The organism is Cupriavidus neocaledonicus (assembly GCF_000372525.1).
GTDB classification, from domain to species: domain Bacteria; phylum Pseudomonadota; class Gammaproteobacteria; order Burkholderiales; family Burkholderiaceae; genus Cupriavidus; species Cupriavidus neocaledonicus.
On record NZ_AQUR01000094.1, the window covers coordinates 55,616 to 80,031 of the forward strand.

A 24,416-nucleotide genomic window follows, 5' to 3' on the forward strand; every position below is an offset into this window, starting at 1 on the left:
GCCTTCTTGAGCCACGCCCAGTGAGCAAATCGACCTACGGATCATGGCTCAGCGTCGGCGAGATGCACGGCAGTCCAGCTAATTCCGGATCTCCAGTCCGGCAAACTGATCTGTCGTCCGGCTAATTCCGGTTTCCTACACCTGAGAGGCCTCGCAGCCCAGAATCGCCATCCCGGAAAATTTTCCTTGAAATGAGATCGATTCCCATTTACTATTCGATCACTGCCTGACGCGCGGTGCACCGAACCAAGCACCCGACGGCGCGGGCAGACCGGCCAGGCTGGCACCGCGCGGCACGCGACGGCGACCGGCGCTGGCAGGCATGACAGATTTCCGGATGCCGCCCCCGCGGCCTTCGATACCGACTTTTGTGGGGACCGCTCCGTCACGCGGAGCGTTTGGTAGTAGCCAGTCTCCGGAAGATCGGGAAAGCAACCAGACCCCGCTTTCCCGATCGCGTCTTCCGGCGGCAAGCCAGGCCACCTTTTTATTCCGCGCGCCGTGCAGGCACGTCGCGCCGCCAGGGACGAGGGCGCCCGCGCCCAGCCGGTCCTGGCGCTTCCCGCCTGAAATTCCGCCAAGCCACTGACGCCGTGCCAGGTGCGGCGCCGGTCCGGGCGCGCCCTGGCTGCGGGGCGCCAGCCGCAGCATGCCTATGCCATCCGCCATGTCATCCGAGAGCACCAACCCGATCCATCTCAAGCGCGCCGGCCTGAAGGCCACCTCGCCGCGGATGCGCATCCTCGAAGTGTTCCGCACCAGCGCCAGGCGCCACCTGAGCGCGGAAGACGTCTACCGCATCCTGCTGACGCAGGACGAGGATGCCGGACTGTCGACGGTGTACCGCGTGCTCAACCAGCTGGTTCAGGCCGATATCCTGCTGCGGCACAGCTTCGAGTCGGACCACGCCGTGTTTGAACTGAACGAAGGCGGTCACCACGACCACCTGATCTGCGTGGCGTGCGGCCGCGTGGAGGAATTCCGCGACGAGGGCATCGAGCAGCGCCAGCGCCAGGTTGCCGCCGACAACGCCTTCGTGCTGCGCGAGCATATGCTGGTGCTGTATGGCATATGCCCGCAATGCCGCGCCAACGCCGCCGACGCGGAGCGCGTGCCGGAACTGCCGGCCAGCGCCTGATCCCGCCGCCGCATGTTGCGCGCCTGACGGAGCCAGCCATGGAGCGCCCGACCAAACCCCTGTCCGAGCTGAAGCACCTGATCAACCTGTGCCTGCGCCAGGAACCCGGCTGCCACGACTGCCAGCTGCGCGCGGTGTGCGTGCACCGTCCCGACCACACCGGCTGCAACTGGAGCGCCGAGGTGGATTTTCCCGAACGCAGCGAAGCCGACGCCGTGCGTCACTGGCGCCAGGCACGCCGCGTGGTGATGATGGTGCGCGCGCAGTACAACGTGGGCACCGCGGCGCAGGCCTGAAACGGCCGCGCAAATCAGACATCGAGTTGTGCCGCCGTGATGCCTAGCGCTGCGGCAATCCGTCCGCGCGATGTCTTGCGCAGGCGGGCACTGTTTTCCTGCTGTGCGTAGGCAGGCTGCGAGATGCCAAGCCGCGCGGCAACTTCCGCCTGCGTCAGGCCGAGATGTTCGCGCCAGGCACGCAGCGGGGGCACGTCATCGAGTAGCACGCGCCGGACCACGGCATGCGGTATCAGGTCCGCGGCTTGGGCAAATTGCGTGAGGTAATCTTCGTACGGGATCACGACAAAGGCCGGCTTGCCGTCCGCCCCAACGATCGTCTGGATGTTAGTAGGTACGTTCATCCCGTTTCTTCACTTCCTGAATTCCACGATTCGTATCGCACCGTCTCAGTCGAACAGCACGCGGTAAGCGCCAACCCTCAGCCGATAGCCATAGACATGACCGACCAGCGCTTTGACGTGCTGGCAGTTCGGCATGTATGCCAAGGCTTCCACCGCATCCACGATAGTGACGCGCATCGGCTTTTCGAGCCGTCGGACCTGTTTCGAGGCTCTTGCCGTCCAAAATATCGAGTTCATCACTCGAATATAAGGACATTATAAGCTTAGTGGCCGAGATCTGGCCGAATTATAAGTTTCTTCTCACGCGGCCGAGTTCACCGTTCCGCGGCAGCGCCGGCGGCCTGTCGCGTTCCGGTCGGCGCCGCCGGCCCCGGCCGCAATACCAGCCACACCGCCATGCCGATCAGCGCGCCGCCGGCGGCATGCGCCCACGACAGCGCCTCGCCCAGGAACAGCGCGCCCCAGACCATGCCGAACGGCGGGATCAGAAAGGTGACGGTCAGCGAGCGCACCGGGCCCAGGTCGGCGATCAGCCGGTAATACAAGATGTAGGCCAGCGCCGTGCACAGCGTGCCCAGCCCCAGCATGGCCGCCCAGACACCGGCGCCGGCATCGGGCAGCGTGTTGTGGCGCCACAGCGCCGCCACGCAGAAGGGCAGCAGGAAGACGCCGGCGCCGACCAGGCTGCCGGCCGCGACCAGCCTGCTGTCCAGGCCGCCGCGCTGCGTGATCCAGCGCCGTGCCAGAAACCCGGACAGGCCGTAGCACGCGGTCGCGAACAGGCAAGCCAGCGCGCCCACCAGGACCTCGGTGGAAAAGGTCACCGGTCCGGTGCGCGTCAGCACCGCAACCCCGGCCACGCCCAGCACCACCCCCATCGCCTTGGCACGCGTCAGCGGTTCGGAGAAGGCAATGGCGCCGATCACCACGCCCATCAGCGGAGTCATGGCGTTGAACACCGCCGAGGAGCCGGCCGGCAGCCACAGCGCCGCCACGGCGTACATGGCGAACGGAATGCCGGAGTTGACCACGCCCAGCGCCAGCACCGCCGGCCATTTGCCTTGCATGTCCCAGCGCAGGCCCAGCAGCGGCAGGCACGCCGCCAGCGTCAGCGCGCCGATCAGCACGCGCACGAAGGCGGTCGGCACCGGCCCCAGCACCGGCGCGCCGATGCGGATGAAGAGGAAGCTGCCGCCCCAGAGGGCGGCCAGGGCCAGCAAGCGAAGCAGGTCGAGGGGTTTCATCGGTCGGGCGAGGGCACTCCGCCGGCAAGATCAGCGATGCCGCATTGGACGCCGGCCCAGCGCCAATCGCAAGCCGGATTCGGACCTGTGGCCCGATCGCCGCGCGCCCCTGCGAGCGGGCACCGCCGGGATTGGCAACACGTTGACGGATCTACCTGAAATTTAGGCGACGTTTTCGCCACAATGTCACGTAAATGCGTCACTTTCTTACCGGGAGCTTTCATCCTCACCCTCCACAGGAGGGGACGCGACGCCGACGCGTGACAATCCGCATTCGATTAAATTAAAATCTGGTCTGCGCCAGAGTTAATTGACCCCTCCGACGCATTCCCGACAAGCCGCCAGGCCCCCTGGCGGCTTCTTTTTTGGATTCGGTAGAATGCTGCGCTGCCCGGCGCGTAGGCAGCGTCTTCTCATGGGACGGCCGTCCCGGGCGCCGCCGGCATCACATTACCAGCATCCTGCGTCAACCGGCGCGGCGCCGGCCGCGTTGCCAATCCACATGAAACGACAGTTCCTGGGCCTGCTGGCCCGCGTCTACGTCCTGCAGTTCGCGCTGGAAGTCCCCGCCACCGTGGCCATGCTGGCCGACATGCTGCTGGAATATGGCTTCCAGGTCGATATCGGCTCGGTGCGTCCCCTGCTGCGCGCGCTGCAAATGGAGGGGTACCTCGAAAGCGTGCTGCGCGACGGCATCGGCCGGGTCTACCTGCTGACCGAACGCGGCCGCGAAGAACTGCAGGCCAGCCGCCAGCGCATCGACGAACTCTACCGCCGCCTGCACGCCGGCCTGCCCGCGACCGACGACGCGCAACGCCAAGCCTGAAGCAGGCCCGGCAACGGCGGTGCGCGGCGCCGACAGCGTACCCGTTTCTGCGGGCATCTTTCGCCGCGGCGCCCGGCTCAACGGGCTTACTTCTTCTCCGCCTTCCCTTCGTAGCGCTTGCTCCATTCGGCCAGGATGCGGTCGCGGTTGTCGCTGGCCCAGCGGAAGTCGTTCCTGATCAGGCGCTTTTCGTAGTCGGCCGGCAGCAGTGCGTCGGGCCTGGCGATGCCGGGCACGGCCAGCACCGCGAAGTTCTTTTCATACAGCGCCATCGCTTCGCGCGACGCCGAGAAGTCGGCCAGCTTGCGCGCCGCGTCGAGATGCTTCGTGCCCTTGACGATGGCGGTCGCCTCGATGTCCCAGCCCAGGCCTTCACTGGGCAGCACGATATCGATCGGCGCGCCTTCCTTCTTCGACTTCATGGCGCGGTACTCGAACGCGATGCCGATCGGGAACTCGCCCTGCGCGGCCATCTTGCACGGCTTGGAGCCCGAGTGCGTGTACAGGCCGATGTTCTTGTGCAGGGCGTCCATGTATTGCCAGCCCTTCTGCTCGCCCATCATCTGCAGCCATGCGCTGACGTCGAGGAAGCCCGTGCCCGACGATGCCGGATGCGGCATCACCACCTTGCCGGCATAGACCGGCTTGGTCAGGTCGGCCCACGAGGTCGGCCTGGGCAGGCCCTGCTTCTGCGCCTCGACCGTGTTGAAGCAGATCGCCGCGCCCCACACATCCATGCCGACCCATGCCGGCGGGTTGGCCGGGCTGCGGTACTTGGCATCGATCGCGGACAGGTTCTTCGGCGCGTACGGGTCGAGCATGCCTTCCTTGTCCAGGATCGCCAGGCTGGAGCCGGCCAGGCCCCACACCGCGTCGGCGCGCGGCGCGGCCTTTTCGGCCAGCAGCTTGGCGGTGACGATGCCGGTGGAGTCACGCACCCACTTGATCTCGATATCGGGATGCACCTTCTCGAACGCGGCCTTGTAGGCGGCGATCTGGTCGGCTTCGAGCGCGGTGTAGACGGTCAGCACAGTGGCGGCGGCGGCGTGGCCGGCCAGCAGCGGCAGCGTGGCGGCGGCCACGGTTGCAATGGCCGCGGAAAGGCGGGTGATGCGGGACATGGTTTCCTCCTTTTTGAATCGGTCAGTGTGTTGCAGCAGTGCAGCGGGTGACAAAACGGAAGGTTCAGCCGGCGCGCCAGCGCTGCGCGCGGCGCAGCCAGCCGGCCGCAAGCGCGTGCAGCAACAGCGCCGCGAGCACCGCGGTGAGCAGGATCAGCGTCGACATCGCCGCGGCGGGCGCGGTATCGCCGGCATCGTCCATGTTCAGCACCGAGATCGCGGCCAGCACGGTGTCGGGGCTGTACAGGAAGATCACCGCCGAGACCGTCGTCATCGACGACACGAACAGGTAGCGGAAGATGTCGAGCAGCGCCGGCAGGCACACCGGCACGGTCACGCGCCAGCACGTCAGCAGCGGCGCCACGCCCAGCGACAGCGCGGCGGCCTCGAACTCCTGGTCGAGCTGGCGCAGCGCGGCGGCGGCGGTGAGGTGGCCGGTGGTGTAGCAATGCGCGACATTGCACAGCACCAGCAGCGCCATGGTGCCGTACAGCGCATGCAGCGGATTGCCGGGCGCGTTGAAGAAGAACACATAGCCCAGCCCCAGCACCAGGCCCGGCACCGCCATCGGCAGCAGGAAGCCGGCGCGCAGCACCCCATGCAGCCAGGCCGGCCCGGGCGTGCGCAAGGTCAGCCAGGCGCCGAGGAAGATCGCCACGGTGCCTGCCAGCGCGGTCAGTACGGACAGCTTCAGGCTGTTGCGGTAGGCCAGCCAGCCGCCGCCGTCCATGTTGTCGAAGTCGTAGTGCGCGAGCGTCAGGCTCAGGTTGTACGGCCACAGCTTGACCAGCGACGCGCCCACCGCGGTGACGACCACCGCCAGCAGCGCGGCGCTGACGGCCAGCACCAGCAGCAGGCAGGCGCTGTCGCGGCCGCGCGCGGGCGCCGGCACGTACACCTGCGCGCGGCTGCCTAGTTGCGTGCGCTGGCGCCGCTGCAGCGCCATGTCCACGGCGAACGTCAGCAGCGCCGGCGCCAGCAGCAGCATGCCGATCAGCGCGCCGCGGTCGAACTGCTGCTGGCCCACCACGGCCTTGTACGCCTCGAGCGCCAGCACCGGATAGCCGCCGCCCACGACCTTGGGCACGCCAAAGTCCGTGATCACCAGCGTCAGCACCAGGCAGGCCGCGGCGAACAGGCCCTGGCGCGCGCCCGGCAGCGTCACCGTGCGGAAGATGCGCCACGGGCCGGCGCCCATGGCGCGTGCCGCTTCATAGAGGCGCGCATCGGCCAGCGACAGCGTCGCCACCAGCACCATCAGCGCATGCGGGAAGGTGTAGAAGGCCTCGCCCAGCACGATGCCCCAGAAGCCATAGATGCCGCCCGGGCCGAAGGCGTCGCGGAAGATGCCCTGGTTGCCGAACAGGTAGACCAGCGCGATCGCCGGCAGCAGCGACGGCGCGAACAGCGGCAGCAGCGCCATGCCGCGCCACAGCGGCCGCAGCGCGATGCAGGAGCGCTGCAGCGCATAGGCAAAGCCGAACGCCAGCGGCACCACCAGCGCCACCACCGTCAGCGACACCGCCACGCTGCGCCCCAGCATCGGCAGGAAGTTGGGGCCGGATACCAGCGCGGCCATGCGCGCGCCCAGCACCCACTGGCCGGCGCCATCGAACCAGGCCTGGCGGAACAGCGCCAGCAGCGGCAGCAGCAGGCCGAGCGCAAGCCCGGCCAGCCACAGCCACTTCATCGCGGCGGGGGCGCCGTGCGCCAGCCGCGCGTCCAGGCCGGTACCGCGCCGATGTGAAGCCGGTGTTTGCGCCGGAGGTGCGACCGTGGTGGCGGTGGCGGCGCGCATCATGCGAACACCCGCAGCGCCGGCGCCGGCAAGGCAATCCAGAACTTGTGGCCGCCCGCCTGCGGCAGCCGGTGCCGCGCCTCGCGCGCCACGTCGGCAAACAGCGTCAGGCCGGGCAGGCGATCGGCTTCCAGCGCCAGCCGATAGCGATTGCCGAGGTAGGTCTGGTCGACCACGCGCGCCAGCAGCCGGTTGGGCTCGGCGGGGTCCGGGTCCAGCCGCACGGCCTCAGGCCGGCAGCACAGCCGGCCGGCGGCAACTGCCGGCTGCGGTGTGTCGACCTGCAACTCGACCGCCTCGGTGCCTTCGCCAATCATGAAGCGCCCGCCCGGCGCGCTGTGTCCGGGCAGCCAGTTGGCCTGCCCGACAAAGCCGGCGACAAAGGCCGACGCCGGCTGCTCGTAGATCTCGGCGGGCGTGCCCTCCTGCACGATGCGCCCGCCCTCCATCACGGCGATGCGGTCGGCCATGGTCATGGCCTCTTCCTGGTCGTGGGTGACCATCACGGTGGTGATGTTCAGGCGGCGCTGCAGCTGGCGCAGCTCCACGCGCAGGTGCTCGCGCACGCGCGCGTCGAGCGCCGACATCGGCTCATCCAGCAGCAGCAGCGAAGGCGCCGGCGCCAGCGCACGGGCCATCGCCACGCGCTGCTGCTGGCCGCCGGAAAGTTGCCCCGGGAACTTGCGCTCGCTGCCGGCCAGGCCGACCAGGTCGAGCATCTCGGCCACGCGCGCGTCGCGGTGCGCGCGCCCCATGCCGCGCCCGTACAGGCCGTAGGCGACGTTTTGCGCCACCGTCAGGTTGGGGAACAGGGCGTAGGACTGGAACAGGATGCCGTAGTCGCGCGCCTGCGGCGGCAGGCCGGTCAGCTCGCGCGCGCCGGCGTGGATGCGGCCGGCGTCCTCGCGCTCCAGACCGGCGATGATGCGCAGCAGCGTGGTCTTGCCGCAGCCGGACGGGCCCAGCAGGCACAGCAGTTCGCCCTGCGCGACCGACAGCGACACATCGTCCAGCGCGAGGAAGCCACCGGAGCCACCGGCGCCACCAAAGCGCTTGCTGACCTGTTCCACGGCCAGGAACGCCCTGCCCTGCGTTGGCTTGCCTGCCTGCATCACCGAATCTCCCTGCATCTCGATCGAACCGGCCGCCAGCATAGGCAGCCCAGATGCCAGCCGTATGGCAGATCGGCAAAGGTTTTCGATGGAGGTATCGGGGGATTTGCGATGCGGGGCGCGATCAGGCCCGTTGCGGTGCGGACACGGCGGGCAGGCTGGCAGTGTCCGGCACCGCCAGCGGCGTGCGCAGCACATCGCGCAGCGCCGCCTGCGGCACGCCCTGGCTGAACAGGAAGCCCTGCAGCCCGTCGCATCCCTGCGCGCGCAGGAAGGCAAACTGCGCCGCGGTCTCCACCCCTTCGGCAATCACCTTGAGATGCAGCTGGTGCCCCAGCGCGATGATGGCCGCGGCCACGGCCTGGTCGTGGCCCGGCGCGGCCACGCCGTCGACGAAAGACTTGTCGATCTTGAGCCGGCTGATCGGCAAGCGGGTCAGGTAATTGAGCCCGGAGTAGCCGGTACCGAAGTCGTCGATCGACAACCCCACGCCCAGCTCGCGCAGGCGGCGGAAGGTCTCGATGGTGGTCTCGCCGCCATCGACCAGGATGCCTTCGGTGACCTCGATCACCAGCCCCTGCGGCGGCAGGCCGGCCTGCTGCAGGCAACGTGCGACGGTATCGGGGAAGTCGGCCTGGCGCAGTTGCAGCGGCGAGATATTGACCGCCACCTCCAGCTCGCGCCCCAGCTCCGTGCGCAAGGCCTGGATCTCGCGGCAGGCAGTGGCCAGCGCCCATTCGCCCAGTGGCACCACCAGGCCGCTCTGCTCGGCAATGGGAATGAACTCGGCCGGCTGCATCACGCCGCGCTCCGCGGTCTCCCAGGTGATCAGGGCCTCGACCGCGGGAATGGTCAGCGTGGCGGTATCGACGATCGGCTGGTAGCGCAGCCGGAATTCATTGCCGGCCAGCGCGCGCCGCAGCAGGCCTTCGATGGTGAAGCGCGTCAGCGAGGCCTCGGCCATGGCGCTGGCGAAGCGGCACAGGCGTGCGCGCCCGCCCTGCTTGGCGGCGTAGACCGCCGAGTCGGCGGACTTGAGCAGCTCGGTCAGCGTGTCGCCGTCGTCGGGGAACACCGCCATGCCGATCGACGGCGTCACGCGCAGGCGCTGGCCGCCGGCCAGCAGCTCTTCGTTGACACGCGCCTGGATCTTGGCGGCGATCAGCTCGGCTTCGCCGTCGTGGCGCAGGCCGCCCAGCACCACGCCGAACTCGTCGCCGCCCATGCGCGCCACCAGGTCGCCCTGGCGCACCGTGCCCTTGATGCGGTCGGCCATGGTGCGCAGCACGTCGTCGCCCACCGGGTGGCCGAGCGAATCGTTGATGCGCTTGAAGTGGTCCAGGTCGAGCAGCAGCAGCGCCACGCGCTCGCCGCGGGTGCGCGCGTGCAGCAGCAAGGCCTGGGCGCGCTCGCTCAGCTCGGCGCGGTTGGGCAGGCCGGTCAGCGGATCGTGCAGCGCCAGGTGGCGGATGTACTCGTCCACGCGCAGGCGCTCGGTCAGGTCATGGCCGAGCGCCTGATAGGCGGGCGACGCGGCGGCTGCAGGCATCGGCAGCGCGGACACCGCCAGCCGCACCGGCATGCGCGAGCCGCCCTTGCGCACCCAGGTCCATTCGCGTTCATCGGTCAGGCCCAGCCTCGGCTTGGCCAGCAGCGCGGGCAGGCCCGGCGGCACCGGCGCGCCCAGCTCGGCGCTGAGCGCGCGCGCGTGGTCGGCCAGCTCGGCGGCGACATGCAGCCCGGTCATCGGCATGTGGCCGACCAGTTCGGCGCTGCTGTACCACAGCATGCGCTGGCCGGCCGCATTGATGCCGGTGATCAGGCCGTGCTCGTCGAAGGTGATGACGCAGAAGGGGGCGTGGTCGAGCAGTCCGGCATAGCGCGCCGCCTGCACCGCGGCGGCATCCTGCGCGCGCCGCTCGGGCGCGAGGTCGGTGACCGCCCACAGCCAGTGCGACGCCACGCCCTCGGCGGCGGGCAGGGGCGCGACGCTGACGCGCAGCGCAAGGCTGTCGCCGTCGGCACGCACGCCGGCCAGTTCGCGGTGGATCGCCGAGCCCGCGGCGGCGTCGGCCGGCACCACGCCGGTGGCGCCGGGAACCAGCGCGTCCAGGCTGCGTCCGGCCAGGCGGGTGGCCTCGGTGCCGAACAATTGCCCGGCGCGCTCGCTGGCGCGCACCACCACGCCCTGCGCATCGGTCACGACGAAGCCGTCGGCGGACTGCGCCAGGCAGCCCTGCAGCATGGCGCTGTCGTCTTCCCAGGCGTGCACGGCCCGCGCCTCGCGCTGGCGCGCGGCGCGGCCCTGGCGCGCCAGCGCATGGGTCAGCCAGGCCAGCAGCAGCGTCGCCAGCGCTCCGGCGGCCGGCACCAGCAGCGCGGGCCGCGGCCCATGCGCGGCTTCGAAGGCCGGACGGGTGGCGGCGCGCAGCGTCCAGCTGCGGCCGCCATAGTGGAACTGGCGCTCGCCCCGCAGCAGCGGGGCCCTGCCGTCTTCGCGCAGCTCGCCTTCGGTGGGGCCGCCCGACAGCAGCGCGCCGGCGGCGGCGGGGCTGCCCTCGTGCAGCGACAGTTCGAGTTCGTTCGACGCCGAGGCCCCGACCGCGCGCATCAGGTCGCCCAGCCGCAATGACAGGTAGACGTAGCCGAGCACGGCCTCGCGCCGCTGCGCCACCGTGCTGAGTGCGGCACCGCCGCCATAGACCGGCAGGAACACCAGCGCGCCGCGCTGGCGCGCCGCGGCCTCAGGCTCGCCAATCGGATCCAGGCCGGCGCTCAGGCGCGGCTCGCCGCTGTCGCGCGCGGCTTCGAGCGCAGCCTGGCGGGTGGGTTCGGACAGCATGTCGAAACCGGCGACGCGCATGCTGCGCCCGTCCAGCGGATCGATGTAGAGGATGGGCGCGTACAGCTCGCGCGCGCCGGCGGGGTGGATGGTGTAGTCGGCAAGGCCGTCGGCGCGGGCTGCCTGCACCAGCTGCGGCACTTGCCGTGGCGTGGCGAGCGGCGCGTAGCCGATGGCCTGGGTGCCGGCCGGCAGGTCGTCGCGCTGCGCGGTATAGAGGTAGTTGCGCCATTGCGCGCGCGAGGTGCCGGGATTGGCCGTCATCACCGCGGCCACGCCGCGCAGCAGCCGTTCGTTCTCCAGCATGCGCTCGCGCAATGCGCTGCCGGCCTGCGCCAGCAGCGCGTCGAAGTGCTGCTGGGCGGCGCGGCGCTCGAGCCGGTCGGCCTGCAGCCATGCCCCCGCCGTCAGTAGCGCGCCGCCGGCCGCAACCAGCAATGACAACAGGGCGGGAGAAAGCGAAGTCAGTCTCATGGTCGGTGAATTCCGGCATGCGGCAGGGGCACCGCCCCTGCGCAGGCATGCCGCCACGCGGTCCGCCTTCGCCTTAGCGGGGGACTATACCGTGGCGCACGCAGCGCGCCCAGCCCCGCCGCGGCATGGAGCCGGGTGCGGGGGAAATGCCCGATGCCCCACCAAGGCAGGGGTATGGTAGGGTTGCACCCGAGACTCGACCTGCAGTTTGCGACAAGCCTGCGCTGTTCCTCGCTGCCCTTGCGCCCCCACTGCACCCGACATGCCCGTTTACACGCCCACGCTGAAAGCGCGCATTGCGATCATCACCACCGTGCTGGCCGCGGTGTTCGGCACCGGCATCGTGCTGATTGCCCTGTATGACGCGCACAGCGATCTGCACGATGCGCTCGAGGGCCAGCAGGACTCCGTGGTCAAGCTGACCGCCAACCAGCTCGACACGGCCATGAACGACCGTATCCAGCTGCTGTCGCACCAGGCCGACCAGCTCGGCGGCCTGTTCGCGCAGGCGCATGGCGCGCAGGCCGCCACGGCGCGGCAGCGCGCGCTGCAGGCGCTGTCCGAGGCGATCCCGGTGCCGGCGGCGTTCAACGCGCTGCTGGTCGCCGACCAGCACGGCAATATCCTCAGCGACCAGGGCGACGGCGCCGCGGTCGGCGACCGCGCCTACTTCCGCGAGGCCGCGCGCACGCTGGCCCCCGTGGTATCGCCGCCGATCCGATCGCGCACCAGCGGCCAGATGGGCGTGCTGGTGGCGGTGCCGGTGCTGTCGCCGCAGCGCAGCTTCCTGGGCCTGGTGGGGGGATGGCTGGACCTGTCCAGCGCCAACTTCCTGGTCGACATCCTGCACAACCGGCTCGGCACCACCGGCTACTACTGCCTGGTATCGGCCGGGCGCGAGCCGGTCTACGTGCGCCATCCCGATCCCGCCCAGGCACGCCAGCCGGCCCGGCCCGTGGCCGACACCTGCGGCGAGGACGACAGCCCCGCGCCGCTGGAATTCCTGACGCCGGCGCGACCGGTGATCGCGCGCTACCTGATGTCGAGCACCGGCTGGGAACTGGTGGCATTGCTGCCGGCGCGCGAGGCCTACGCGCCGCTGCGGCAGATGCAGCAGCGCTTCCTGAGCATGGCGGGGGTGGCGATGGCCGGGGTGGCGCTGCTGATCTGGCTGGCGGTGCGGCGCCAGCTGACGCCGCTGTCGCGGCTGCACCGGGTGGTGCTGGCCAGCGCCAACGACCTGTCCGCGTTCGAGCGCCTGCCCACGCGGCAGCAGCGCGACGAGATCGGCGACCTGACGCGTGCCTTCATCAAGCTGATGCGCGACGTGCGCGAGCGCCGCCAGGCGCTGGACCGCAGCGAACGGCGGCTGCGCGCGGTGACCGACACGCTGCCGTCGCTGCTGGCCTTCGTCGATACCGAGGCGCGCTATGTGTTCAACAACCTGGCCTATGAGCGCGTGTTCGGCCTGAAGCCGGAAGAACTGCGTGGCAGGCCGATGCGCGAGGTGCTCGGCGAGGCCCGCTTCGCGCGCGTGCGGCCGTTCCTGGAACGCGCGCTGGCCGGCAGCGCCGTGACCTTCGAAACCGAGGACGAGGGCCCCGACTACCACTGCATGGAAACCAGCCTGCGCCCCGAATGGAGCGCCGACGGCAGCGAAGTGGTGGGCGTGCATGTCCACGTGCAGGACATCACCCAGCGCAAGCTCGAGACCCGGCGCCTGGCGCGCATGTCGCGCACCGACCACCTGACGCAGCTGCTCAACCGCAGCGCCTTCGAAGGTCAGCTGCACGCGGCCATGGCGCGCAGCCGCGAGCACGGCACGCTGATGGCGCTGCTGTATCTGGACATGGACCGCTTCAAGGCGGTCAACGATATCCACGGCCACGCCGCCGGCGACCTGCTGCTGCAGGACTTCGCGCAGCGCGTGCGCCAGTGCGTGCGCGACAGCGATACCGTGGCCCGGCTGGGCGGCGACGAGTTTGCCGTGGTACTGGAAGACCTGCCGCAGCCCGCCGCCGCGCGCCGCGTCGCGCAAGCGATCCTGCAGGCGATGGACGTACCCTTCCGCTTCGAGGGCGTGCGCGCCGACGTCGATGTCAGCATCGGCGTGGCGCTGTACCGCGGCGGCCCGGCGCAGGACCCCGAGCTGATGCGGCTCGCGGACGTGCTGCTATACCGCGCCAAAGGTGCGGGCCGCGGCCGCTACGAGATCGGCCCGCCGGAGCTGGCCGACCAGCCGAGCCCGCAGCACGCGGGGCCTTCCGCGGCTCAGTGAAGCGTGCCCGCGGGCTTGTCCGGCAGCGCGCCGGCCGCGCCCTCGGGCTCGAACGGCACGTGGCGGCCGTCGCTGGACTGGTAGCCGAGCTGGGCGTCGGCGCCGAGCATCTTTTCCCAGGCGATCATGGCCTGGGCGACGGCCTCGGGCGCGCCCTTGAACACCACCACGTCGTTGCCGCAGTTCGGGCATTCGCCGCCGAACACCGCGTCGATGCCGGGCAGGCCCGGCACGTCGAGCGCGTCGAACTGCGCGAACGCGGTCTTGCAGTGCCCGCAGACCAGCTGGGCGGGGCGCAAGGCCTCGATCTTTGCGCGTGCCTGTGCCGCGCGCTCCTCGGGAGTCCCCCGCCGTTTTGCCTCGCCCATGATGTCCTTCCTTCCCCGGTGCTGCCGGTGTGTGTGTTTGCGGCAGCCGGCCGTCGTGGCCGGTGTCGTGCCTGTTAGATGCGCAATGCGGGCTGGTGGTGCCCCGCACCGTAGCGCAGGTGACGGCGGCGATGCCTGCGCGCCGGCGCCTGGCTGCCGCGCTTAACCGGCATTGTAACCAGCGCTGCGCAGCAAATACCGGGCCGACAGGAAGCGGCAGCGCCTGCTATTGTGGATAACGATGCCCGGTGCGGGCGCGCATGCGCCGCCTGCCGCACCGCGGGCATGCCGGTTCCAGCCACCTACCCCCGAAGGAGGACGTTCCATGATCCGACCCACCGTGCAGGAAAACGCCGCCCGCTACGCCGACTGCATTGCCGCCTGCAATGCCGCGGCGGCGGCCGCCCTGAAGTGCGCGGCCGCGTGCCTGGAAGAACAGGACGTGCGCAAGATGGCGCGCTGCATTGCGCTGGACATGGATTGCGCCGGCATTGCCCAGCTGGCCGCGTCCTACATGCTGCGCAACAGCGAGTTCGCGCCGCTGGTGTGCGAGGACTGCGCCGAGGTCTGCAAGTGGTGCAAGGAGGAATGCGAGCGCCATGATGCCGAGCACTGCCAGGAATGCGCGCGCGCCTGCGCCGCGTGCATGGAGCAGTGCCTGAAGATGACGGCGTAGCGCCAGCCGGCTCAGTCGGCCGCGCCGCTCGCCTGCGCCGGCGGCGTGTGCGGCGTGTGCGCCAGCGCGGCGAAGGCATCGATCAGCCGCGCGCCGCGCCGCTCGCGCAGGCAATACAGGTATTCGTGCAGGCACGGCGCGGCATCGGTAAAGCCCAGCACGCGCAGGTCAGGATGGCTCGGCACCTCGTGCCGGGCGATCACCGATACACCCAGGTTGCGGATCACCGCCTCGCGGATCGATTCCCGGCTGCCGATTTCCATCTGCGCCGCGGGGCTGACGCGGGCCTGCGCCAGCATGTCCTCGGTGGCGATGCGCGTGGTCGATCCCAGTTCGCGCATCAGCAGCCGGCAGCCCGCCAGCGCGCTGACCGGCACTTCGGCATGCCCGGCCAGCGCATGGGTGCGATGCACCACCAGCATCAGCGGATCCACGCCCAGCAGCATGCGCGACAGCCGCGCATCGTCGACGCGCTGCGACGAGGTGGCGAGGTCGACGCGGTATTCCTGCAGCGCCTCCAGCACCTCCTGCGAGTTGCCGGTGACCACGCTCACGTCGATCGCCGGGAACCGCTCGCTGAAGCGGCGGATCAGTTCCAGCACGTAGTACGGCGCGGTGGCGCCCACGCGCAGGCTGCCGGTGCGCAGGTCGCCTGAATGGCGCAGGAAGAAATCGATCTCGGTTTCCTGCTGCACCAGCGCCTCGACCCTTGGCAGCAGCGCCAGCCCGGCGTCGGACAACGCCAGCCGGCGCCCGCCGCGATGGAACAGCTCCACCCCGTAGGCCTCTTCCAACGCGCGGATCTGCGCGGTGATGGTGGGCTGCGACAGGCCCAGGCGCTTGGCCGCCTGGGTGACGCTGCCGATGCGGGCCACCATGAAGAAGGATTTGAGCTGGGCGATGAGCATGCGGCGGGAACAGGGCGCGAACGCCGGCAATGCGGCAGGACGGCGAGGACGCAGGCACCCGCCATGGCGAAGCGGTATTCTAATGGACCGCACCAGCCCTCCGGCCCAGCCGCCCGCCGCCTTGCCAAGGAGTCAGCCCATGCCAGACCCGTCCACCGCCGCCACCCGCATCGAAAAAGACAGCCTGGGCGACGTGCCCGTGCCCGCCGACCATCTGTGGGGGGCGCAGACCGAACGCTCGCGCCAGAATTTCCGCATCGGCACCGAGAAGATGCCGCCCGCGCTGATCGAAGCCTTTGCCGTCCTGAAGCTGTGCGCGGCGCGCGCCAACGGCGAACTGGGCGTGCTGCGGCCCGAACTCGCGCACGCCATCGAGCAGGCCGCCGCCGAGGTGATCGAGGGCCGCTGGCCCGAGGAATTCCCGCTGTCGGTATGGCAGACCGGCTCCGGCACGCAGACCAACATGAACCTGAACGAGGTCATTGCCAACCGCGCCATCCAGCTGCTGGGCGGCGAGGTCGGCAGCAAGACCCCGGTGCATCCCAACGACCACGTCAACGCCAGCCAGTCGTCCAACGACAGCTTCCCCACCGCGATGCACATCGCCGCCACGCGCGCGATCCAGCAGCAACTGCTGCCCGCGCTGGAACAGCTGCAGCAGACCTTCGCGCGCAAGGTCGAGGCCTTTGCCGATATCGTCAAGGTGGGCCGCACGCACCTGCAGGATGCGGTGCCGCTGACGCTGGGGCAGGAGTTCTCCGGCTACATGGCGCAGGTAGCCGATGCGCAGTCGCGCCTGCAGCAGGCCATGCTGCGCGCGATGCCGGTGGCGCAGGGCGGCACCGCGGTCGGCACCGGACTGAACGCGCCGCACGGCTTTGCCGCCGCCTTTGCGCGCGCGCTGGCCGATTACACCGGCCTGCCGTTCGAGCCCGCGCCCAACCGCTATGCGCTGCAGGCCGCGCACGACGCGCTGGCCGACCTGTCGGGCGCGCTCAATACCACCGCCTCGTCTTTTTTGAAGATCGCGCGCGACTTCATGCTGCTGGGCTCGGGCCCGCGCGCCGGCTTTGCCGAGCTGGTGCTGCCGGCCAACGAGCCGGGCTCGTCGATCATGCCGGGCAAGGTCAACCCGACCCAGGCCGAGGCGCTGGCGATGGTGTGCTGCCGCGTGATCGGCAACCACACCACGGTAACGCTGGCGAACGGGCTCGGCACGCTCGAGCTGAACGCCTACAAGCCGGTGATCATCTACAGCCTGCTGCAATCGGTGAGCCTGCTGGCAGGGGCGGCCTCCAGCTTCGCCGAGCATATGGTCGAAGGGGTCGAGGCCGACCGCGAACGCATCGCCGAACTGCTGGAGCGCTCATTGATGCCGGTGACCGCGCTCAATCCGCATATCGGCTACGACCGCGCGGCGGAAATCGCCAAGCTCGCGGTCAAGCGCAACCTGTCGCTGCGCGAGGCCGCGATCGCGTCGGGGCATGTCACCGAGGCGCAGTTTGCCGAGTGGATCGACCTGAAGGGGATGACGCGCGAGGTGTAGCGCGCGGGTATCGAAGGAGGCGCCCGGCGCGGAGCCGCGCCGGGGCGGGCCGGCCTCAGCCGACGAAGGCCTTTTCCAGCACGAAATGGCCGGGGTGGCTCATATTGCCTTCGGCAAAGCCGCGCGCTTCGAGGATGGCGCGCACGTCCTTCAGCATATCCGGGCTGCCGCACAGCATGATGCGGTCGTTCTCGGTCGAGAACGGCGCCATGTCGAGGCGCTCGAACAGCTCGCCCGAGGCGATCAGGTCGGTGATGCGGCCGCGGTTGTCGAACTCTTCGCGCGTCACGGTCGGGAAGTACACCAGCTTCTCGCGCACCAGCTCGCCCAGGTGCTCGTGCTGCGGCAGGTGCTCCTGGATCAGTTCGCGGTAGGCCAGTTCTTCGACGAAGCGGCAGGTGTGGGTCAGCACAACCCGGTCGTAGCGCTCGTAGACGTCCGGGTCGCGGATGATCGACAGGAACGGCGCCAGGCCAGTGCCGGTGGCCAGCAGCCACAGGGTCTTGCCGGGCAGCAGGTTGTCGACCAGCAGGGTGCCGGTCGGCTTCTTGCCGACGTAGATCTGGTCGCCTTCGCGCAGATGCTGCAGGCGCGAGGTCAGCGGGCCGTCGGGCACCTTGATGCTGAAGAATTCCAGCGTTTCTTCGTAATTGGCGCTGGCGATGCTGTAGGCACGCAGCAGCGGGCGCCCATTGACTTCCAGGCCGACCATGGCGAACTGGCCGTTTTCGAAGCGGAAACCGGGGTCGCGCGTGCAGGTGAAGCTGAAAAGGGTGTCGGTCCAGTGATGGACGGAAAGGATCGATTGCTGGTTCAGATTGCTCATGGCAAGACGCGGAATGCAGCGCAACTGGCGCGCCAAAAAAACGGCTGGGAAGGATGCGATCTTAACGCAAGGCCCGGGCCGGCGCAGGCGGAGCCTGCAACGCCAGCAAGGGATTTGCCCGAATCCCGCGCGGTTGAGGCGGGTTAGTCACGTGCGCCATTGTTGATCGATTCTGTTTAATTCTTTTGGATTGGCGCTATTTATCCAGCGATCGCCAACATCCATCATGCAGCCATTCCCAACCAACCAAGGAATCTGCCATGACCTACCTCCCCGCTACCTCCCGCCGTGCCGCACTCGTCACCGGCGCCTCCCGTGGCATTGGCCGCGCCATTGCCTTGCGGCTGGCCGCCGACGGCTTTGACGTGGCCATCGGCTATGCCGGCAACGCCGCCCGCGCCGAAGAGACCGTGGCTGCGGCACGCGCGGCCGGCGCCCACGCCATCGCCGTCCAGGGCGACGTGGCGCAGGCGCCCGACGTGGCGCGCCTGTTCGATGCCGCGCAACAGGCCTTCGGCCGGCTCGACGTGGTGGTCAACAGCGCCGGCATCATGACGCTGAATCCGGTGGCGCCGGCCGGCGTCGAGGCCTTCGACCAGACCATCGCCACCAACCTGCGCGGCGCCTTCCTGGTGCTGGGCGAGGCCGCGGCGCGGCTGGGCCAGGGCGGGCGCATCATCGCGCTGTCCACCAGCGTGATTGCGCGCGCCTTCCCCGGCTACGGGCCGTACATCGCGGCCAAGGCCGGCGTCGAAGGGCTGGTGCGGGTGCTGGCCAACGAGCTGCGCGGCCGCGGCATCACCGTCAACGCGGTGGCGCCGGGTCCGGTCGCAACCGACCTGTTCTTCGACGGCAAGTCAGAGGAGCAGGTGGCGCAGCTGGCGAAACTGGCGCCGCTGGAGCGGCTCGGCACGCCCGACGACATTGCCGGGGCGGTGGCCTTCCTGGCGGGGCCGGACGGCGCGTGGGTCAATGCGCAGGTGCTGCGCGCCAATGGCGGCTATGCCTGAAGCCCCGAGGTCCCGGCTTCAGCCGCCGGGCGTGAGCGCGCCGGACAGTTCGCAGCGCTGGCGCGCCAGCGCTTCGCGCGAATAGCCGTGGCGCACGCGCAGCTGGTGCTCGACGGCATCGGCCTGGTCCAGGCAGGCGAACACCAGGTCGTCCTTGACGCGTTGCGACACGCCCTTCAGGCGCGGCGCCTCGTAGGCAATCTGGCGCGCGCGGCAGCGCAGGAACAGCAGGGTTTCCTGGGAGGCGATGATCAGCTGGTCATGCTCGATCCGCTTGCAGTCGACCAGGTCCTGGGCGGAGGCGCTGGCGCCGGCAAAGAACAAAGGCAGGCACAGCCATCGGCGCAACGAGCGGTGCATGGCAAACGGGGGCGCAGAAGGCCAGTTGAGGGTCCGGCTCGAATCATTGCCCAGACCCGCGCTCAGTGCAAGCCGCAGTGCGCGCAACATCGCATTGCGGCACGCGGCACTGGCGCCCCCCGCCGGGCACGCGGCGCCGGCATGGCAATATACGGGAGCTGTCACCGCCCCCGTCTTTCTCTGATCACCCCATGGACCTGAACGCCCTGCGCCTGTTCGTCGACATCGTCGACGCCGGCAACCTGAGCGCGGCCGCGCGCAAGCTCAAGATGACGCGCGCCAATGTCAGCTACCGGCTCAAGGCGCTGGAAGAAGAGCTGGGGGTGCAGCTGCTGCGTCGGACCACGCGCCATGTCGAGCCGACGCCGGTGGGTGCCGGGCTGTACGAGCACGGCCGCAATATCCTGGGCGAGGTCGCCGCGGCCAATGCACTGATCAGCAACATGGGCAAGAGCCTGCAGGGCCATGTGCGGCTGTCGGTGCCCACCGGGCTGGGCCATTCGCTGCTGTCGCCGCTGCTGGTGCGGTTCAAGCAGCGCTACCCGGACATCACGCTCGACGTGGTGTTCGACAACCGCGTGCACAACCTGGTGTCCGAGGACGTGGAGGTGGCGCTGCGCATCATCTCGACGCCGCCGGATTCGGTGGTGGCCACCGAGATCGGCGCGGTCGACTGGATCGTCTGCGCCGCGCCCGCGTACCTTGCCGGGCACCCGGCGCCGCAGGCGCTGGGGGAGCTGCAGTCGCATGCCATCGTGTGCGCGTCGCCGGTGGGGCAGAAGCTCAAGGCAGCGGGCTCGCGCGCAGGCGGCGCCGATGGCGAGGTGCGCGAACAGGTGGTGCTCGAGCCCACCCTCAGCTCGGAGAATTTCGCCTTCTTGAAAGAGGCGGTGCTGGCCGGCCTGGGCGTCGGCATCTTCCCGATCTATGCGATCGGCGCGGAACTCGACAGCGGCGCGCTGGTGCCGCTGCTGTCCGACTACCGCATCAGCGTGTTCGGCAGCAAGCTCTACATGCTGACCATGCCCAACCGCTACCAGACCCTGGCGACGCGCTACCTGCTGAACTTCCTGAAGACCGAACTGCAGGCGGTGTGGCCGCGGCTGCATCGCTAGCCGCGGGCCATCGCCATGGCGCCGGCGCACTATAGTAGGAGCACAAGGATAACCGTCGGCGCATCCGGAACCTAGGAGCAACCATGGCCCTGGCTAGTACGCTCGCAAACTGCCTGAGCAGCAAGAACACCCGCTACGACATCATCCGTCACCCCTATACCCTGAGCAGCATGGCCACGGCAGAGGCCGCGCACGTGCCCGGGGACCGGCTGGCCAAGACGCTGTTGCTGGAGGATGAACGCGGCTATGTCGCCGCTGTGATCCCTTCGAGCCATCACCTGCAGATGGCCGCCATCTGCGAACAGACCGGGCGCAACCTGGTGCTGGCGCACGAGGACGAGATCCGCGAGATTTTCAAGGATTGCGACCTCGGCGCGATTCCGCCGGTGGCGATGGCATACGGCATGACGACTTATGTGGACGACAGCCTGATGCAGCAGCCCGAAGTGTATTTCGAGGGCGGCGACCACCAGGACCTGGTGCACATGAGCGGCGACCAGTTCAAGCAACTGATGTCGGATGCCGGGCACGGGCAGTTCTCGCGCCGCATGATGTAAGCGGTGCGACGGCAACGGCCACCACGCGGGTTGCGGCCCGCGTGGTGGCCGTTTTGCTTGTTCAGCGCATCGGTGGCGTCGCTTCGGCGCTGCCCGCGGACAAGGCCGGCGCGCTGTCGTCCTTCAGGTCCACGCCGGAGCGGCCGAGCGCCGCCGCGCCGCAAAGCAGGAACACCAGCCGCTCGGCGGCCTGCACATAGGACAGCCCCTCCGGGCGCACGTTGGAGATGCAGTTGCGCTCGGCATCGGTACGGCCGACGCGCGGCGCATGGGTCAGGTAGATGCCAAGGCTGTCGGGCGAACTCAGCCCGGGCCGCTCGCCGATCAGCATCACCACCTGGCGCGCGCCAAGGCGTTCGCCGATCTCGTCGCCCAGCGCCACGCGCGACTGCTCGGCCACCACAACCGGACCGATCTGCCAGCCGTGCGGCAGGCGCTGGCGCGCCGCCTGGAGCAGCGGCAGCGCATGGCGCTGCGTCGCCAGCGCGGACAGGCCATCGGCAATCACGAACACCACGTCCGGCGCCTGCGGCGGCCGCGCCGCGTCCAGCCGCGCGCGGCTGGCGTCGTCCAGGCGACGGCCCAGGTCCGGGCGGCGCAGGTAGTGCTCGCGGTCCGGCGCCGCGCTGTGCACGGCCAGGTGCGGCAACCCTGCCGCATCCAGCGCCGTGGCGACGGCATCCACCTGCAGCGCCAGGTGCACCGCATCGCGCGCCTGCGCATGGGCCAGGCCGAAGGCCAGCACGGCGTCGGTGGGCTGGCTGTGGCCGGTGCGGCCCAGCGCGATGCGCGCGCGCGTGAAGCGGCGCAGCCGTTGCCACGGGTCGGCTTCGGCGGCGGCAGGGTCCGGCATGGCGGGAGCCCGGCGCTTGGCGGTCATGGCGGCTCCTTACAAGCTGTGGGCCATCTGCAGCAGCGGCTGGCGCGCGGCGGGCTCCAGCAGCCGGCCGGCGCCGTCGGCAATGCCCATGCGCTGCAGCCAGGCCTCGAATTCCGGCGCCGGGCGCAGCCCCAGCACTTCGCGCAGGTACAGCGCATCGTGGAACGAGGTGCTCTGGTAGTTCAGCATGATGTCGTCGGCGCCCGGCACGCCCATGATGAAGTTGATGCCGGCCACGCCGAACAGCGTCAGCAGCGTGTCCATGTCGTCCTGGTCGGCCTCGGCATGGTTGGTGTAGCAGACGTCGCAGCCCATCGGCACGCCCATCAGCTTGCCGCAGAAGTGGTCTTCCAGCCCGGCGCGGATGATCTGCTTGCCGTCGTACAGGTACTCCGGCCCGATAAAACCCACCACGGTATTGACCAGCAGCGGCGAGAACGCTCTTGCCACCGCATAGGCGCGCGCCTCCATGGTCTGCTGGTCGACGCCGTGGTGCGCGTCGGCCGACAGCGCGCTGCCCTGTCCGGTCTCGAAATACATCAGGTTGTCGCCCACGGTGCCGCGCGCCAGCGCCTGCGCGGCGTCGTGCGCCTCGGCCAGCAGCGACAGGCTGATGCCGAAGGCGGCATTGGCGCGCTCGCTGCCGGCGACGGACTGGAACACCAGGTCCACCGGCGCGCCCTGGCCGATCGCGCGCAGCGTGTTGGTGACATGGGTCAGCACGCATGACTGCGTGGGGATGTCGAAGCGGCTGCGCAGCTCGTCGATCATGCGCAGCAGCGAGACGATCGCGCCGAGGTTGTCCGAGGCCGGATTGACGCCGATGGTGGCATCGCCGCAGCCATAGAGCAGGCCGTCGATGATCGAGGCGGCGATGCCCTTGGGGTCGTCGGTCGGGTGGTTGGGCTGCAGCCGCACCGCGAGCCGGCCCGGCAGGCCCACCGTGCTGCGAAAGCGCGTGACCACCTGGCACTTGCGCGCCACCGCGACCAGGTCCTGGTTGCGCATCAGCTTGCTGACCGCCGCCGCCATCTCCGGCGTGATGCCCGGGGCGACCCGCGCCAGCATGGCGCTGTCGGTCTCATGCCGCAGCAGCCAGTTGCGCAGGTCGCCCACGGTCGTGGCATCGATCGCGGCAAAGGCGGCGGCGTCGTGGCGGTCCAGGATCAGGCGCGTGACCTCGTCGTCCTCATAGGGCACCAGCGCCTCGTCGAGGAAGCGCGTCAGCGGCACCTCGGCCAGCGCCAGCCGTGCCGCCATCCGCTCCTGTTCGCTTTGCGCGGCAAGGCCCGCGAGCGCATCACCGGAGCGCGCCGGGCTGGCCCTGGCCAGCAGCGCGCGCAGGTCGGCGAAGACGTGGCGGTGGTTGCCGATGGTATGGGTGTAGGCCATGCGTTGCGTTCCCGGACTTGGCGACAAACACGGACCGCGCGGCAAGCCACGGGCCGCGCACGATTCCCCCTAATATAGACACCCTTGGCGTGTGCCGATATGCCAACATCGGCTCCTGCTCGCGGCGGCCAGGCGACCGAAGCCGCGACTGACGCAGCCATTACATCTGGATCGGCGAGAATCCAGGAATTCTTTTCAGCAAATTGCATGCCGGAGACACCGATGAAAGACCCCGAACCGACCGTCACCCCGCGCCTGCCGCCGGCCGCGTGGTACAGCGTCGGCACCATCGCCTACCTGCTGACCGCGCTGGCGCTCTGGACCGTGCTGCACGCCAACCTGGTCGCGGCGCTGCTGTCCGGGCTGCTGCTGTATTCGCTGGTGGACGTGCTGGCGCCGCGCCTGAAGCGCCTGCACCAGCGCCACGACGCGCTCGCCGTGGCGATCCTGTCGGCGCTGATCCTGCTGGGGCTGACGCTGGCGGGCTGGCTGCTGGTGCGCTTTGTCAGCGGCGAGGGCAATACCCTGGACGGGCTGCTCAACCATGTCGCCGACATCATCGACCGCTCGCGCGGGCAGCTGCCGCCGTGGCTCAGCGACGCGCTGCCCAACGGCGTCGATGAACTCGCCGACACGCTCATCGACACGCTGCGCGAGCATGCCGCGATGGCGCAGAAACTCGGCGCCGAAGTGCTGCGCACGCTGGTACATATCCTGATCGGGCTGGTGATCGGCGCGATGGTGGCGCTGTACCGCGCGGTGGCGCGCCCCAACCGGCGCCCGCTGGCGGCCGGGCTGGTGGCGCGGGCGCGCACGCTGCAACAGGCGTTTTCGCAGTTCATCTTCGCGCAGATCCAGATCTCGGCGATCAACACCGTCCTGACCGCCCTCTACCTGCTGCTGGTGCTGCCGCTGTTCGGCGTGCACCTGCCGCTGAGCAAGACCCTGGTGGTGATCACCTTCGTCGCGGGGCTGCTGCCGGTGCTGGGCAACCTGATCTCGAACACGGCGATCGTGGTGGCCTCGCTGTCGGTGTCGCTGCCGATCGCGGTGGCATCGCTGGTGTTCCTGGTGGTGATCCACAAGCTCGAGTACTTCCTGAACGCGCGCATCATCGGCGCGCGCATCCAGGCCGCGGCGTGGGAACTGCTGATGGTGATGTTGCTGATGGAAACGCTGTACGGCATCCCGGGCGTGATCGCCGGGCCGATCTTCTACGCCTACCTGAAGCGCGAGCTCGCCGGCGCCGGGCTGGTCTGAATGCCGTGGCCGGCACGCCCGGCTGGTGGTAGGACCAATGCCGGC

The 24,416-nt window shown here is 69.6% G+C and carries 22 protein-coding genes and 1 pseudogene; 10 read left to right on the top strand and 13 right to left on the bottom strand.

All coding sequences use genetic code 11. From position 1 onward, the window contains the following. The first annotated feature begins 649 nt into the window (after nt 1-649). Both fur and A3AG_RS0113955 read left to right on the top strand, forming a co-directional pair. Nucleotides 650-1,138, top strand: coding sequence for a ferric iron uptake transcriptional regulator (gene fur / locus A3AG_RS0113950; RefSeq protein WP_018006005.1), 489 nt, complete (start codon nt 650-652; stop codon nt 1,136-1,138). Nucleotides 1,139-1,176: 38 nt separating this feature from the next. Next, nucleotides 1,177-1,434, top strand: a complete 258-nt coding sequence (locus tag A3AG_RS0113955) for a hypothetical protein (RefSeq protein ID WP_018006006.1) — start codon at nt 1,177-1,179, stop codon at nt 1,432-1,434. A gap of 14 nt (nt 1,435-1,448) precedes the next feature. Here the strand turns inward: A3AG_RS0113955 and A3AG_RS0113960 are convergent, their stop codons facing one another. From A3AG_RS0113960 to A3AG_RS0113970, 3 genes and pseudogenes are all read right to left on the bottom strand, one after another. After that, the gene (locus tag A3AG_RS0113960; protein ID WP_018006007.1) at nt 1,449-1,778 is read right to left on the bottom strand and encodes a helix-turn-helix domain-containing protein; all 330 of its coding nucleotides are present in this window, start codon (nt 1,776-1,778) and stop codon (nt 1,449-1,451) included. Continuing rightward, nucleotides 1,762-2,015: pseudogene (locus A3AG_RS31655) on the bottom strand (type II toxin-antitoxin system RelE family toxin). The gene A3AG_RS0113960 and the pseudogene A3AG_RS31655 overlap by 17 nt, the downstream one beginning before the upstream one ends. Before the next feature lie 77 nt (nt 2,016-2,092). Beyond that, complete coding sequence (locus tag A3AG_RS0113970) at nt 2,093-3,022, bottom strand: DMT family transporter (protein WP_018006008.1); 930 nt, start codon at nt 3,020-3,022, stop codon at nt 2,093-2,095. A gap of 502 nt (nt 3,023-3,524) precedes the next feature. On the opposite strand from A3AG_RS0113970, the gene A3AG_RS0113975 reads away from it, so the two are divergent. Next, entirely contained in the window at nt 3,525-3,848 is a 324-nt protein-coding gene (locus A3AG_RS0113975) for a PadR family transcriptional regulator (RefSeq protein WP_018006009.1), read from the top strand. An 86-nt stretch (nt 3,849-3,934) separates the two neighbouring features. Here the strand turns inward: A3AG_RS0113975 and A3AG_RS0113980 are convergent, their stop codons facing one another. From A3AG_RS0113980 to A3AG_RS0113995, 4 genes are all read right to left on the bottom strand, one after another. Further along, nucleotides 3,935-4,969, bottom strand: coding sequence for a putative 2-aminoethylphosphonate ABC transporter substrate-binding protein (locus tag A3AG_RS0113980; protein WP_018006010.1), 1,035 nt, complete (start codon nt 4,967-4,969; stop codon nt 3,935-3,937). 64 nt (nt 4,970-5,033) lie between these two features. Further along, nucleotides 5,034-6,770 carry a putative 2-aminoethylphosphonate ABC transporter permease subunit gene (locus tag A3AG_RS0113985; protein WP_018006011.1) on the bottom strand — a complete coding sequence of 579 codons (1,737 nt, stop codon included), beginning with the start codon at nt 6,768-6,770 and terminating at the stop codon, nt 5,034-5,036. Further along, nucleotides 6,767-7,879 (bottom strand): putative 2-aminoethylphosphonate ABC transporter ATP-binding protein, encoded by a 1,113-nt coding sequence (locus A3AG_RS0113990; RefSeq protein ID WP_026164175.1) that lies wholly within the window; start codon nt 7,877-7,879, stop codon nt 6,767-6,769. Before A3AG_RS0113990 ends, A3AG_RS0113985 begins: the two co-directional genes overlap by 4 nt. A 124-nt stretch (nt 7,880-8,003) precedes the next feature. Further along, entirely contained in the window at nt 8,004-11,195 is a 3,192-nt protein-coding gene (locus tag A3AG_RS0113995) for a bifunctional diguanylate cyclase/phosphodiesterase (protein WP_018006013.1), read from the bottom strand. Nucleotides 11,196-11,457: 262 nt separating this feature from the next. Between A3AG_RS0113995 and A3AG_RS0114000 the strand changes: the two genes are divergently transcribed. Beyond that, complete coding sequence (locus A3AG_RS0114000; RefSeq protein WP_026164176.1) at nt 11,458-13,473, top strand: sensor domain-containing diguanylate cyclase; 2,016 nt, start codon at nt 11,458-11,460, stop codon at nt 13,471-13,473. Here A3AG_RS0114000 and A3AG_RS0114005 read toward each other — a convergent pair. Next, nucleotides 13,467-13,841 (bottom strand): hypothetical protein, encoded by a 375-nt coding sequence (locus A3AG_RS0114005; RefSeq protein ID WP_018006015.1) that lies wholly within the window; start codon nt 13,839-13,841, stop codon nt 13,467-13,469. The genes A3AG_RS0114000 and A3AG_RS0114005 overlap by 7 nt on opposite strands. A 325-nt stretch (nt 13,842-14,166) precedes the next feature. Between A3AG_RS0114005 and A3AG_RS0114010 the strand changes: the two genes are divergently transcribed. Then, nucleotides 14,167-14,517, top strand: a complete 351-nt coding sequence (locus A3AG_RS0114010; RefSeq protein ID WP_018006016.1) for a four-helix bundle copper-binding protein — start codon at nt 14,167-14,169, stop codon at nt 14,515-14,517. 11 nt (nt 14,518-14,528) lie between these two features. On the opposite strand, the gene A3AG_RS0114015 is transcribed toward A3AG_RS0114010, so the two are convergent. After that, nucleotides 14,529-15,425 (bottom strand): LysR family transcriptional regulator, encoded by an 897-nt coding sequence (locus tag A3AG_RS0114015; protein WP_035848737.1) that lies wholly within the window; start codon nt 15,423-15,425, stop codon nt 14,529-14,531. A 139-nt stretch (nt 15,426-15,564) separates the two neighbouring features. On the opposite strand from A3AG_RS0114015, the gene fumC reads away from it, so the two are divergent. After that, the gene (gene fumC, locus A3AG_RS0114020; RefSeq protein WP_018006018.1) at nt 15,565-16,971 is read left to right on the top strand and encodes a class II fumarate hydratase; all 1,407 of its coding nucleotides are present in this window, start codon (nt 15,565-15,567) and stop codon (nt 16,969-16,971) included. A 55-nt stretch (nt 16,972-17,026) separates the two neighbouring features. Here fumC and A3AG_RS0114025 read toward each other — a convergent pair whose 3' ends face one another. Beyond that, nucleotides 17,027-17,797 (bottom strand): ferredoxin--NADP reductase, encoded by a 771-nt coding sequence (locus tag A3AG_RS0114025; RefSeq protein WP_018006019.1) that lies wholly within the window; start codon nt 17,795-17,797, stop codon nt 17,027-17,029. Between the two features lie 260 nt (nt 17,798-18,057). Here A3AG_RS0114025 and A3AG_RS0114030 point away from each other — a divergent pair, with 260 nt between their 5' ends. Further along, a complete protein-coding gene (locus A3AG_RS0114030) occupies nt 18,058-18,807 on the top strand; it encodes an SDR family oxidoreductase (RefSeq protein WP_018006020.1) in 750 nt (249 codons plus the stop codon). 18 nt (nt 18,808-18,825) lie between these two features. Here the strand turns inward: A3AG_RS0114030 and A3AG_RS0114035 are convergent, their stop codons facing one another. Next, on the bottom strand, nt 18,826-19,167 hold the full coding sequence (locus tag A3AG_RS0114035; RefSeq protein WP_051073520.1) for a hypothetical protein: 342 nt from the start codon (nt 19,165-19,167) through the stop codon (nt 18,826-18,828). Between the two features lie 191 nt (nt 19,168-19,358). Between A3AG_RS0114035 and A3AG_RS0114040 the strand changes: the two genes are divergently transcribed. Beyond that, on the top strand, nt 19,359-20,282 hold the full coding sequence (locus A3AG_RS0114040; protein WP_018006021.1) for a LysR family transcriptional regulator: 924 nt from the start codon (nt 19,359-19,361) through the stop codon (nt 20,280-20,282). Between the two features lie 83 nt (nt 20,283-20,365). Next, nucleotides 20,366-20,839: an aminoacyl-tRNA deacylase gene (locus A3AG_RS0114045; RefSeq protein WP_018006022.1), complete on the top strand. Its 474-nt coding sequence runs from the start codon at nt 20,366-20,368 to the stop codon at nt 20,837-20,839. Between the two features lie 61 nt (nt 20,840-20,900). On the opposite strand, the gene eutC is transcribed toward A3AG_RS0114045, so the two are convergent. Together eutC and A3AG_RS0114055 are read right to left on the bottom strand one after the other, a co-directional pair. Continuing rightward, nucleotides 20,901-21,719: an ethanolamine ammonia-lyase subunit EutC gene (gene eutC, locus A3AG_RS0114050; protein WP_018006023.1), complete on the bottom strand. Its 819-nt coding sequence runs from the start codon at nt 21,717-21,719 to the stop codon at nt 20,901-20,903. A 9-nt stretch (nt 21,720-21,728) separates the two neighbouring features. Beyond that, a complete protein-coding gene (locus A3AG_RS0114055; protein ID WP_018006024.1) occupies nt 21,729-23,111 on the bottom strand; it encodes an ethanolamine ammonia-lyase subunit EutB in 1,383 nt (460 codons plus the stop codon). Between the two features lie 222 nt (nt 23,112-23,333). Between A3AG_RS0114055 and A3AG_RS0114060 the strand changes: the two genes are divergently transcribed. After that, nucleotides 23,334-24,371 carry an AI-2E family transporter gene (locus A3AG_RS0114060; protein ID WP_018006025.1) on the top strand — a complete coding sequence of 346 codons (1,038 nt, stop codon included), beginning with the start codon at nt 23,334-23,336 and terminating at the stop codon, nt 24,369-24,371. Nucleotides 24,372-24,416: the final 45 nt, after the last annotated feature.

What these genes read in the sequence shown, in the direction of transcription:
- fur (WP_018006005.1), top strand. Translation starts at nt 650, where the DNA reads ATGCCTATGCCATCCGCCATGTCATCCGAGAGCACCAACCCGATCCAT.
- A3AG_RS0113955 (WP_018006006.1), top strand. Translation starts at nt 1,177, where the DNA reads ATGGAGCGCCCGACCAAACCCCTGTCCGAGCTGAAGCACCTGATCAAC.
- A3AG_RS0113960 (WP_018006007.1), bottom strand. Translation starts at nt 1,778, where the DNA reads ATGAACGTACCTACTAACATCCAGACGATCGTTGGGGCGGACGGCAAG.
- A3AG_RS0113970 (WP_018006008.1), bottom strand. Translation starts at nt 3,022, where the DNA reads ATGAAACCCCTCGACCTGCTTCGCTTGCTGGCCCTGGCCGCCCTCTGG.
- A3AG_RS0113975 (WP_018006009.1), top strand. Translation starts at nt 3,525, where the DNA reads ATGAAACGACAGTTCCTGGGCCTGCTGGCCCGCGTCTACGTCCTGCAG.
- A3AG_RS0113980 (WP_018006010.1), bottom strand. Translation starts at nt 4,969, where the DNA reads ATGTCCCGCATCACCCGCCTTTCCGCGGCCATTGCAACCGTGGCCGCC.
- A3AG_RS0113985 (WP_018006011.1), bottom strand. Translation starts at nt 6,770, where the DNA reads ATGATGCGCGCCGCCACCGCCACCACGGTCGCACCTCCGGCGCAAACA.
- A3AG_RS0113990 (WP_026164175.1), bottom strand. Translation starts at nt 7,879, where the DNA reads ATGCAGGCAGGCAAGCCAACGCAGGGCAGGGCGTTCCTGGCCGTGGAA.
- A3AG_RS0113995 (WP_018006013.1), bottom strand. Translation starts at nt 11,195, where the DNA reads ATGAGACTGACTTCGCTTTCTCCCGCCCTGTTGTCATTGCTGGTTGCG.
- A3AG_RS0114000 (WP_026164176.1), top strand. Translation starts at nt 11,458, where the DNA reads ATGCCCGTTTACACGCCCACGCTGAAAGCGCGCATTGCGATCATCACC.
- A3AG_RS0114005 (WP_018006015.1), bottom strand. Translation starts at nt 13,841, where the DNA reads ATGGGCGAGGCAAAACGGCGGGGGACTCCCGAGGAGCGCGCGGCACAG.
- A3AG_RS0114010 (WP_018006016.1), top strand. Translation starts at nt 14,167, where the DNA reads ATGATCCGACCCACCGTGCAGGAAAACGCCGCCCGCTACGCCGACTGC.
- A3AG_RS0114015 (WP_035848737.1), bottom strand. Translation starts at nt 15,425, where the DNA reads ATGCTCATCGCCCAGCTCAAATCCTTCTTCATGGTGGCCCGCATCGGC.
- fumC (WP_018006018.1), top strand. Translation starts at nt 15,565, where the DNA reads ATGCCAGACCCGTCCACCGCCGCCACCCGCATCGAAAAAGACAGCCTG.
- A3AG_RS0114025 (WP_018006019.1), bottom strand. Translation starts at nt 17,797, where the DNA reads ATGAGCAATCTGAACCAGCAATCGATCCTTTCCGTCCATCACTGGACC.
- A3AG_RS0114030 (WP_018006020.1), top strand. Translation starts at nt 18,058, where the DNA reads ATGACCTACCTCCCCGCTACCTCCCGCCGTGCCGCACTCGTCACCGGC.
- A3AG_RS0114035 (WP_051073520.1), bottom strand. Translation starts at nt 19,167, where the DNA reads ATGCACCGCTCGTTGCGCCGATGGCTGTGCCTGCCTTTGTTCTTTGCC.
- A3AG_RS0114040 (WP_018006021.1), top strand. Translation starts at nt 19,359, where the DNA reads ATGGACCTGAACGCCCTGCGCCTGTTCGTCGACATCGTCGACGCCGGC.
- A3AG_RS0114045 (WP_018006022.1), top strand. Translation starts at nt 20,366, where the DNA reads ATGGCCCTGGCTAGTACGCTCGCAAACTGCCTGAGCAGCAAGAACACC.
- eutC (WP_018006023.1), bottom strand. Translation starts at nt 21,719, where the DNA reads ATGACCGCCAAGCGCCGGGCTCCCGCCATGCCGGACCCTGCCGCCGCC.
- A3AG_RS0114055 (WP_018006024.1), bottom strand. Translation starts at nt 23,111, where the DNA reads ATGGCCTACACCCATACCATCGGCAACCACCGCCACGTCTTCGCCGAC.
- A3AG_RS0114060 (WP_018006025.1), top strand. Translation starts at nt 23,334, where the DNA reads ATGAAAGACCCCGAACCGACCGTCACCCCGCGCCTGCCGCCGGCCGCG.